Genomic DNA, 9914 nt, shown 5'->3' with positions numbered 1-9914 from the left:
GCTGCCAGACTGCTCCACCCCGCGTCTGGTAAGAACGAGACTATAGCGGGTTTTGCCCGTGTGTGCAAGTGCACAAACGCATTCAAGCGAGTAAACCTCACCTCAAAAAACCTTTATCCTACTGAAACCACAAGAAAAAATCGCAGTAAAAAATGTTTAAAAAATTTCTGAAAAACCTCTCTGACAAGCCCGAATTCATGCGCAGAGCCATGAATTTTTACGCACCTTTGCGCGGCGCGGGCATTCATGTGCATCACATCAGTGCCAATTTCGAAGAAGTTGAAGTGCACATGCCACTCACGCGTCGCAATAAAAACATCATGGGTACGCAGTTTGGCGGTTCGCTGTATGCCATGGCCGATCCCTTCTACATGCTCATTCTCATGAAGCGCTTGGGCAGTCGCTATCATGTGTGGGATCAAGAGGCCAATATACGTTTTATTGCACCTGGTAACGCACTGGTCAAAGGTGTGTATCAAGTGAATGATCAAACACTTGAAGAAATCAAAGCCAAAGCGGCCACCGGTGAAAAAGTTTTGCACACCTTCGAGACCGACATTACCCATGTCGATGGCTCGGTTGTCGCACACGTCACCAAAGTGCTCTATATTCGCCTGAAGAAGCAGTACCGTCCCAACCCCAACTAAAGCAGCATCATGTCAAAACCTGAATACGCCAACCTGCCTGTGTGGCCAGAAGCCGATACCCCTTGCGTGGGTTTTTGTTCAACCAACCTCGGAGACGATATTTGCATGGGTTGCGGTCGTACTCTCGATGAGGTCGATGGTTGGCTGTTTAAAAGCGACGAAGAAAAAGAAGCCGTTTGGAACCGCATCCGCCAAGCGGGTGTTGGCTATCGCTGGGAAAGCTGAAATAGCAAGCGTTGATAGACTCTAGAGCCCATGCTCAGTTTTTAATCAACCAACCAAAAACTGCACAAAATCAACAGGCTGAAAATTTTATCCACAGAGAATAGGGAAGGTTTTCCCCGTCCACTGTGGATAAGTTCCACAAGCCTCGGGGTAAGCCACAGTGGGGATGTTCAGCGCACTTTAATCGGGCACTCTGTGAATGTCTCCGACCCTCCATGGGTTACTTTCAGATACGGCTCGCCTCGGTGGGCCGTTTTTTTTGAAATCAATTGTGTGATCAAGTGGTTGCTGAGCGGTGGATAACGTGGTTACAATGCGCCATCGGTTTATAAAATGCCTGTCGCGCAACTCGTTTCACGCTGCGCCCCTGCACCCCGCTGGCAACAGCCACATCGGCCTGCAGGACCAATCGGCACTATTTCCCTATCAACACCTGAATTTCTTTAAGTGAGTCCGCCTGGATGGATCCCCAGCGCGCTAAAAACATATTAGAAGCAGCTTTGCTGTGTTCGGTCGAACCGATTGCCGTCAAGGAATTGATGCGCCTGTTCGATGATGCCTTTGATGCATCCGTGGTCACCACCTTGCTGGAAGACCTGCGTCGTGACTGGACCCACAAAGGTCTGGAACTTGTGCAAGTTAAAACGGGTTGGCGTTTTCAAACCCGCGAGGACGTCAAACGGTACCTCGAACAAATGAATCCCGAGAAGCCCCCGAAGTACTCAAGGGCAACCATGGAAACCCTGGCAATTATTGCCTACAAGCAGCCGGTCACCCGGGGCGACATCGAATCCATTCGTGGGGTCACCGTGTCTACCCAGGTCATCAAGGCGTTGGAAGATCGCGGCTGGATCGAGTCGATCGGCCACCGAGATGCACCGGGGCGCCCAGCACTGTGGGCAACAACGCCCCAGTTTTTGGCTGACCTGAATTTGGCCAGCCTTAGCGAATTGCCAGCACTGGACGATGAAAAAGACCAACAGCTGGCGGATGAATTACAGAAAGTCATTCCATTTGATCTGGATGACAGCGAAACAGCGGAAAACGATGAGAACCAACAAGCGCAAAGCAACTGAAACACCCGATACCAACCCGATTCCTGAGCAGGTGTCTGTCAGCGTAGACAGCGAGAGTCATGACCTGGAGTGGGGTGAGGTGCTGGATCAGGTCGAAGGCCTGAAGTCGGAAGAGGGTGGCGGCGCAAGCAAAAATCGCAGCAAGCTGAATGTACGGCTCGATCCCGAACTGGCGCCTAAGTTACACAAGGTGCTGGCCGATTCTGGCATGGGGTCTCGCCGTGAAATGGAAGAACTGATTGTCGCAGGCCGTGTCTCGGTCAATGCTGAACCTGCCCACCTGGGCCAGCGTGTGTTGCCCACCGATCAGGTGCGTGTCAATGGCAAGCTAATTCAGCGCAAAAACAAGTCCAAGCCACCACGGGTGCTGATCTATCACAAGCCCGCCGGTGAAATTGTGTCCATGGACGACCCTCAAGGCCGCACCACTGTATTTCAAAAGCTTCCCAAAATTTCCAACGGCAAGTGGATCGCTGTGGGTCGCCTCGACTTCAATACCGAAGGGTTGTTGTTGTTCACTTCCTCTGGCGAACTGGCCAACCGCTTGATGCACCCGCGTTATGAAGTGCAACGCGAATACGCCGTGCGTATTCTGGGTGAGCTTTCCGAGGAACAGCGCCAGCAGTTGCTGACCGGTATTCAGCTTGAAGACGGTCCGGCCAAGTTTCTCTACGTGGATGCTGCGGGCGGAGAAGGTGCCAACCGCTGGTACAAAGTGGGTCTGAAAGAAGGGCGCAACCGTGAGGTTCGGCGCATGTTCGAGGCCTGTAACCTGACCGTTAGCCGCCTGATTCGTACACGTTTTGGTGACATCATGATGCCGTCCACCTTAAAACGCGGACGCCACATGGAAATGGAAGCATTGGAGGCCATGTCCTACATGCAGTCTTTGGGCTTGAAAGTTGATGAGTCTGCCCAAGAGGGCGCCATTCGCCGTGACAAAAAGAACATTGGTTCGAAAAACAACAAACGTCGCAATGGTCAACCCCTGATCGATCCGGGCTTGGCCTTTACCACGCCAGCCCAAACCTACCTCACCGTGTCTGGTGCCACCGCGGCTGCCGCATTGAGCAACCAGAACAATTTGTCCTCTGCAGGCGGCTCAGCCCGGCGCAATGGTGGCGGCGGTGACCGAAACGGCAACAGGGCCGGCGCGAATGGCAACGGTGCTGCTGCCCCGGCTGGAAAGTTTGCAGGTGCCGGCAAGCGCCCCTCGGGGCCACGGAATGCGGGTCCGAGGTCTGGCGGTCCTTCTGCCGGTCGAGGCCCAGGTCGTGGCAATGAAGGTGGAAATGGTGCAGCCCAGAAACCCCAGCAACGCAGACGTCGAAAGGCGCCAGCCGTGTAGTTCCCCGCACCGGAAATTACTTGAAAATAAAGGCAGTTTCGGTTATTCTCTGAGGCTGCCTGAGCGCCCACTCCAAAAAGGGTGTCTCAAATGAAGTGGGCTTACAGGCCCATTTTTTTTTGGCAAGGCGGTTTTGGTGTGCCATGGTGTGCCAATAAGCAGTCAAATGAAGTGAACAAGCGAAGCGAATAGGCAAGCAAAGGCTATAGAAGGTTAAAAGGCGAAGTGAAAGGCGAAGTGATTAATCCTGAAGAATTTGTTGGTAATTCATGGTCTGGCGTGTGGTCAGAATCCTGGGTTACGGAAGCCGACGCCGTGATCTCCTCTCTTGGCCTTGAAGTGGCCGACATTGAGCGCGAAGGCAATGGCCTGTTGCGCATCATGATCGACTCGCCCACCGGCGTCACAGTCGAAGATTGCGAAAAAGTAAGCCACCAGCTTACCCACCTGTTCACCGTTGAAAACGTCAACTACGAGCGGCTCGAGATCTCCTCGCCGGGCGTAGACCGCGTTTTACGTCGCAAAAAAGATTTCGAACGGTTTTTGGATCAAGAAGTGTCCCTGAAATTCAAGCGGGCCATCAACAATCAAAAACAGTTCAAAGGTGTATTGCAAAAAGGCAAAGAGCAAGCCTGGGGCGTCCTCGTGACCCCCGATGGTAAAAATGCCGAACCCTATTTGCTTGATTTTGACATAACTGATTTGGCGGGTGCCCGTCTGGTCCCCCATTTAAAGTTTTAGGAGCCCTGGAATGAGCCGTGAGTTGCTTTTATTAGTTGATGCGTTGGCGCGCGAAAAGAATGTGGACAAAGACATTGTCTTTGGTGCGCTCGAATTGGCATTGGCTTCCGCAACCAAGAAGCGCTTCGATGAAGAAGTGGATGTCCGCGTGTCCATCGACCGCGACACGGGCGACTACGACACTTTCCGCCGCTGGGAAGTGGTCACAGAAGAAGACTTCTACGATCCCGCCTATCAAATGGTTCTCGACCAGGCGTTGAAACACGACGAAGAAGCCGAAATGGGTGACTTCATCGAAGAAGAACTTGAGCCTGTTGAATTTGGCCGAATTGGTGCACAAGCCGCCAAGCAGGTTATTTTGCAGCGCGTTCGCGACGCAGAGCGCGAGCAAATTTTGCAAGACTTCCTGGACCGTGGCGATAAAATCGTGATTGGTCAGGTCAAGCGCATGGAACGTGGCGACGCGATTGTGGAAAGCGGCCGAATTGAAGCCCGTTTGCCCCGCGATCAAATGATCCCTCGCGAAAGCCTGCGCCCCGGCGACCGTGTACGTGCCTACCTGTGGAAGGTTGATCGCATGGCCCGTGGTCAGCAAGTCATTTTGTCGCGTACCTCGCCCGAGTTCATCAAAGCCTTGTTCGCCATGGAAGTACCTGAAATTGAACAGGGTCACCTGGAAATCAAGGGTGCGGCCCGCGATCCCGGCATGCGTGCCAAAATCGCTGTGTTGGCCCACGACCGCCGTATTGATCCAATCGGCACCTGTGTGGGTGTTCGCGGTTCCCGCGTTCAAGCTGTTACCCAGGAATTGGGTGGCGAGCGCGTGGACATCGTTTTGTGGTCTGAAGACCCGGCCCAATTTGTAATCGGCGCCCTGTCGCCAGCCACGGTTCAATCCATCGTTGTTGATGAAGACCAGCACGTGATGGAAGTGGTGGTGGACGAAGCCGAACTGGCTCAAGCCATTGGCCGCAGTGGTCAAAACGTACGTTTGGCCTCCGACCTCACTGGTTGGCAAATCAATATCATGACACCCGAAGAATCGGCCAAGCGTTCCGAGGAAGAAATCGGTAAGCTGCGCGAATTGTTCACCAGCAAGCTGGATGTGGACGAAGAAGTGGCCAACATTCTGATCGAAGAAGGCTTCACCGGACTCGAAGAAGTCGCCTATGTGCCAATTGCTGAAATGCAGGAAATTGAAGCTTTTGACGCCGACACGGTTGAAGAACTCAGAACCCGTGCCCGCAATGCATTGCTGACCGAGGCAATTGCCCGTGAAGAAATGGTTGAAGGTGCAGGCGACCTGATGTCCATCGAAGGTGTAGATGCCGACCTGGTTGGCAAATTGGCAGCCGCTGAAATTTCTGACCGTGAAGGCCTCGCTGAATTGGCAGTTGATGAATTGGTTGAGATTGCAGGAATTGAAGAAGACCGTGCCCGCGACATCATTATGAAAGCGCGAGCACACTGGTTTGAATAATACAAACCGCATTGAGTAGAGTCGAATCGGGCCACTCGGCCCGGTCAGTAAGGGAATTTGAAGGAATAGTAGATGACCAGTACCACAGTCGCACAGTTTGCAGCAGAGTTGAAAATGCCCGCCGATGTTCTTTTGGAGCAGTTGAAGTCTGCTGGCGTGAGCAAAACTTCTGAGGCAGATGCAGTTACTGAAGCGGACAAGGGAAAGCTTTTGGAAAGCCTGAGAAAGGCGCACGGATCTGAAAGCGGTCAGAAGAAAATTACCCTTACCCGCAAGCAGACCAGTGAAATCAAGCAGGCAGGCCCAGGCGGCCGTGCACGCACAGTGCAGGTTGAAGTGCGTAAAAAGCGCGTGTTTGTTCAGCGTGCCGAAAAGGCCGGTGAAAGTGAGCCAGTGATGGAAGCTCAGCTTGACCCCGCAGAACAAGCCCGTCGCGACGCTGAAGCGCAGCGCCAGGCCGAGTTGAAGGCTCGCCAGGAAGCGGAACTGAAAGAAAAACAAGCCAAGCTCGAGCAAGAACGTGAGCGTGAACTGAAGCTTCAGGAAGAAGCCCGTCAGCGCGCCGAAGAAGAGCGTCTTGCTCACGAAGCCGTGGAACAAGCCAAGGCCGAGAGTGCCAAACCCGCCAAGGCAGACGAAGAAACCGATGCCAAGGATGAAGCAGCGCAAGCAGCGCGTGCCGAAGAAGCCAAGGCCCGCGAACAGCGCGCAGCCGATGCCCTGAAAGCCGAGCAAAAGGCTAAAAAAGCGGCTGAAGATGCTGCAAAAGCCAGCGCCAATCAGGAGCGCGCGCGCAAGGCAGCAGAAGCTGAAGTTGCGGCCATCAACCGCATGATGTCCCAGCCAGCCAAGGTCATGAAGGCTGAGGAGCCAGTTGAGCCGCCCAAGCCTGCGGCAACCATCAAAAAGCCCGAGAAAGCTTTGATCGTTGCGAGCGATGACGATGCCGCAGCAGAACGTGGCCGCAAAGGCGTTCGTGCACCCGGTGCGAAAGAAGAACCCGGCCGTCGCCGTGGTGGTTTGAAAACACGCGGTGAAACCGGTGTTGGCCGTACAGGCGCGGGTGGATGGAAAGGCCCCAAAGGCAAGAACAACCGCCACAGCCAGGAACAAAGTAACTTCAACCAGCCCACTGAGCCGGTGGTTCGTGACGTTCACGTTCCAGAAACCATTACAGTGGCCGACCTGGCGCACAAAATGTCCGTGAAGGCTGCTGAAGTAATCAAGTGTTTGATGAAGATGGGCCAAATGGTCACCATCAACCAGGTGCTTGATCAAGACACCGCCATGATCGTGACCGAGGAATTGGGTCACAGAGCGATTGCGGCCAAGCTTGATGATCCCGAAGCCATGATCGAAGAAGCCGGCGTGGCGCACTCTGAGGCACCTTCCGTGCCCCGTGCACCGGTCGTTACCGTCATGGGTCACGTTGACCACGGTAAAACATCGCTGCTTGATTACATTCGCAGTGCAAAAGTGGCCTCTGGTGAAGCAGGCGGTATTACCCAACACATTGGTGCTTACCACGTGGAAACAGAGCGCGGCATGATCACCTTCCTGGACACTCCCGGCCACGAGGCGTTTACCGCCATGCGTGCCCGTGGTGCCAAGGCAACCGACATCGTGATTCTGGTTGTTTCTGCCGATGACGGCGTGATGCCCCAAACCATTGAAGCGATTCACCATGCCAAAGCGGCAGGTGTGCCATTGGTGGTGGCGATCAACAAAATCGACAAGCCAGACTCTAATCCTGAGCGCGTGAAGCAAGAGCTTATCTCTCACTCGGTTGTTCCTGAAGAATACGGTGGCGATTCGCCCATGGTTCCCGTTTCTGCGAAAACCGGTAAGGGCATCGACGACTTGCTCGAGCAAGTGTTGTTGCAAGCTGAAGTGATGGAATTGAAAGCGCAGGTTGAAGCACCCGCCAAAGGTCTCGTGGTTGAATCCCGCCTCGACAAAGGCCGTGGCCCAGTGGCCACCGTGCTGGTTCAAAGCGGCACCTTGAAAAAAGGAGACGTGGTTTTGGCTGGTTCAGCGTTTGGTCGCGTTCGCGCCATGGTTGATGAAAACGGTCGTTCAATCGACTCAGCCGGCCCTTCAATCCCTGTGGAAATTCAGGGTTTGAGCGATGTACCTGCTGCTGGTGAGGAAGTGATCGTATTGCCAGACGAACGCAAAGCCCGCGAAATCGCCTTGTTCCGTCAAGGCAAGTTCCGTGATGTGAAGTTGGCCAAGCAACAAGCGGCCAAGCTGGAAAACATGTTTGAGCAAATGGCCGAGGGCGAAGTCAAGAGCCTGGCCGTAATTTTGAAGGCCGACGTACAGGGTTCACAAGAAGCCTTGTCGCATGCCTTGCAAAAACTGTCGACCGACGAAGTCAAGGTTCAGGTGGTACACGCCGCAGTGGGTGGCATCAGCGAATCTGATGTGAACCTGGCAGTGGCCTCCAAGGCGGTAATCATCGGCTTTAACGTGCGTGCCGACCAGGGCGCCCGTAAAACCGCCGAGAACAACGGCGTGGATATTCGCTACTACAACATCATCTATGACGCTGTAGACGAAATCAAGGCCGCGATGACCGGCATGCTGACGCCAGACAAGAAAGAGGAAATCATCGGTAACGTGGAAATCCGCGAAGTGTACAAGATCTCCAAGGTGGGTTCTGTCGCGGGTTGTATGGTGACCGACGGTGTGATTCGTCGTGGTGCGGGCGTTCGCTTGCTGCGCGACAACGTAGTGGTGTGGACGGGCCAGCTGGCTTCGCTGAAACGATTCAAGGACGACGCCAAAGAAGTGCGCCAGAACTTTGAGTGCGGTTTGCAGCTGCACAACTACGACGACATCCAGGTTGGCGACATTCTGGAAGCATTTGAAGTGAAGGAAGTGGCCCGTACGCAGCTGTAATGGCCGCATGGGTTTGAAAAGGAAAGTATGCGTCACAAGAAAAAAGCACCAGCCAGAGGCATTCGGGTTGCCGAGCAGATCCAGAAAGACCTGGCTGAGCTGATTCCCCGTGAGTTGAGAGACCCACGGCTTGGCTTTGTCACGATCACAGATGTGGAACTGACTCCCGATTACGCCTATGCAACTGTGTATTTCTCCGTGTTGACTGGTTCAGCGGAAACCACTGAAGAGGCATTGAATGATTCTTCGGGTTACTTGCGCAATTTGATTTTCAAGAAGCTGCACATTCACACCGTGCCTACCTTGCGCTTCAAACACGACCAATCGGTAGAACGTGGGGCTGAAATGGCCCAAATAATCGACCGGGCGCTGAAAGGCGAGGGTGGTGGTGCCACGGATTCGGATGGTGGTGGCGACGGTGGCGGAGACTAAGAAACAGAAGCGTGCCTTGTCGGGTGTGCTGTTGTTCGATAAATCGACTGGTTTTTCGTCCAATCAAGCCTTGCAAATCGTAAAGCGTTTGTACAGGGCAGAAAAAACAGGCCACACCGGCACGCTCGACCCGCTCGCAAGTGGTTTGCTGCCTTTGATGTTCGGCGAGGCCACCAAGTTTGCTGCTGATTTAATCGATGCCAGCAAAACCTATCGCACCAAAGTGCGGCTTGGGTTTTCAAGCAACACTGGCGATGCCGAGGGCGAATTGACGAAAGTCGGCAACCGCGCCCTTGAAAGCATCACCGAGGATGAAGTAAAACAGGTATGCGAGCAATTTGTTGGAGAAATTCAACAAGTACCGCCGATGTTTTCTGCATTAAAGAAAGACGGCAAGCCTTTGTACGAGTATGCTCGCGAAGGCATTGAATTGGACAGACCCGCTCGAACCCTTTTGATCCATCAATTGGATGTCATCAAAGTCGAGCACAATACAAACCATGGTGAAAGCAGTTGCACCATTGAACTGGAAGTAAATTGCAGCAAAGGCACCTACGTGCGCACCTTGGGCGAAGACATCGCCAAGGCCTTAGGCACAGCGGGCTATCTCACGGAATTGCGCAGAACCGCAATCGGTGACTTGAAAGTGGAACGCGCGTACACCCTTGAAGCACTTAAAGTGCTCGGTGAATCGGAAACCCCCTTTGACGCTTTGGATGCGGTGCTTTTCCCGGTTGATGCCCTGTTGGGCAGCCTGGGAAAAGTCGAATTGAACAATGAGTTTGCGCGGCGGTTTTCGCACGGGCAACGATTGCCGCTGGAATTGGCAGATACCAAACCAGGGCGAGTGCGGGTGTACGGAGAAGCCCCTGCACAGGATGTGAACACCGAAGTTAGCAATACAGCCTTCAAAGGCAATTCCCGATTCATGGGAACAGGCATTTTAGAAACGGATGGGAAGGGCGCCTTGCTTCGACCCGACAGATTGATTCAGGTAAATCTATGACACGCGCATTACGTAACGTTGCAATTATCGCCCACGTGGACCACGGCAAAACCAC

Annotated in this window: 9 protein-coding genes; all 9 read left to right on the top strand. The window is 53.7% G+C overall.

What is annotated here, in order from left to right:
- The first annotated feature begins 152 nt into the window (after positions 1–152).
- A complete protein-coding gene (locus B4N58_RS06655) occupies positions 153–647 on the top strand; it encodes a DUF4442 domain-containing protein (protein WP_008248752.1) in 495 nt (164 codons plus the stop codon).
- 9 nt (positions 648–656) lie between these two features.
- Positions 657–872, top strand: coding sequence for a DUF1289 domain-containing protein (locus tag B4N58_RS06650; RefSeq protein WP_008248751.1), 216 nt, complete (start codon positions 657–659; stop codon positions 870–872).
- A gap of 461 nt (positions 873–1333) precedes the next feature.
- Complete coding sequence (gene scpB, locus B4N58_RS06645) at positions 1334–1948, top strand: SMC-Scp complex subunit ScpB (RefSeq protein ID WP_008248749.1); 615 nt, start codon at positions 1334–1336, stop codon at positions 1946–1948.
- On the top strand, positions 1920–3296 hold the full coding sequence (gene rluB / locus B4N58_RS06640; RefSeq protein ID WP_291747234.1) for a 23S rRNA pseudouridine(2605) synthase RluB: 1377 nt from the start codon (positions 1920–1922) through the stop codon (positions 3294–3296). Before scpB ends, rluB begins: the two co-directional genes overlap by 29 nt.
- Positions 3297–3533: 237 nt before the next feature.
- Positions 3534–4037 carry a ribosome maturation factor RimP gene (rimP, locus tag B4N58_RS06635; protein ID WP_291747231.1) on the top strand — a complete coding sequence of 168 codons (504 nt, stop codon included), beginning with the start codon at positions 3534–3536 and terminating at the stop codon, positions 4035–4037.
- A gap of 10 nt (positions 4038–4047) precedes the next feature.
- Positions 4048–5517: a transcription termination factor NusA gene (nusA, locus tag B4N58_RS06630; protein WP_291747228.1), complete on the top strand. Its 1470-nt coding sequence runs from the start codon at positions 4048–4050 to the stop codon at positions 5515–5517.
- A 72-nt stretch (positions 5518–5589) separates the two neighbouring features.
- Positions 5590–8421, top strand: a complete 2832-nt coding sequence (gene infB / locus B4N58_RS06625) for a translation initiation factor IF-2 (protein WP_008248728.1) — start codon at positions 5590–5592, stop codon at positions 8419–8421.
- A 27-nt stretch (positions 8422–8448) separates the two neighbouring features.
- Complete coding sequence (rbfA, locus tag B4N58_RS06620) at positions 8449–8853, top strand: 30S ribosome-binding factor RbfA (RefSeq protein WP_008248727.1); 405 nt, start codon at positions 8449–8451, stop codon at positions 8851–8853.
- Complete coding sequence (gene truB, locus B4N58_RS06615) at positions 8825–9859, top strand: tRNA pseudouridine(55) synthase TruB (protein ID WP_414673843.1); 1035 nt, start codon at positions 8825–8827, stop codon at positions 9857–9859. Before rbfA ends, truB begins: the two co-directional genes overlap by 29 nt.
- The last annotated feature ends 55 nt before the right edge of the window (positions 9860–9914 follow it).

This window comes from Limnobacter sp. UBA3528 (genome assembly GCF_002377005.1).
Lineage (GTDB): Bacteria > Pseudomonadota > Gammaproteobacteria > Burkholderiales > Burkholderiaceae_B > Limnobacter.
The sequence above is the reverse complement of the archived record's forward strand: the minus strand, read 5'-3'. Positions and strand labels throughout refer to the sequence as shown.

Bases quoted from the DNA above. Each gene is read 5' to 3' on its own strand.
- B4N58_RS06655 (WP_008248752.1), top strand. From the start codon at position 153: ATGTTTAAAAAATTTCTGAAAAACCTCTCTGACAAGCCCGAATTCATG.
- B4N58_RS06650 (WP_008248751.1), top strand. From the start codon at position 657: ATGTCAAAACCTGAATACGCCAACCTGCCTGTGTGGCCAGAAGCCGAT.
- scpB (WP_008248749.1), top strand. From the start codon at position 1,334: ATGGATCCCCAGCGCGCTAAAAACATATTAGAAGCAGCTTTGCTGTGT.
- rluB (WP_291747234.1), top strand. From the start codon at position 1,920: ATGAGAACCAACAAGCGCAAAGCAACTGAAACACCCGATACCAACCCG.
- nusA (WP_291747228.1), top strand. From the start codon at position 4,048: ATGAGCCGTGAGTTGCTTTTATTAGTTGATGCGTTGGCGCGCGAAAAG.
- infB (WP_008248728.1), top strand. From the start codon at position 5,590: ATGACCAGTACCACAGTCGCACAGTTTGCAGCAGAGTTGAAAATGCCC.
- rbfA (WP_008248727.1), top strand. From the start codon at position 8,449: ATGCGTCACAAGAAAAAAGCACCAGCCAGAGGCATTCGGGTTGCCGAG.
- truB (WP_414673843.1), top strand. From the start codon at position 8,825: ATGGTGGTGGCGACGGTGGCGGAGACTAAGAAACAGAAGCGTGCCTTG.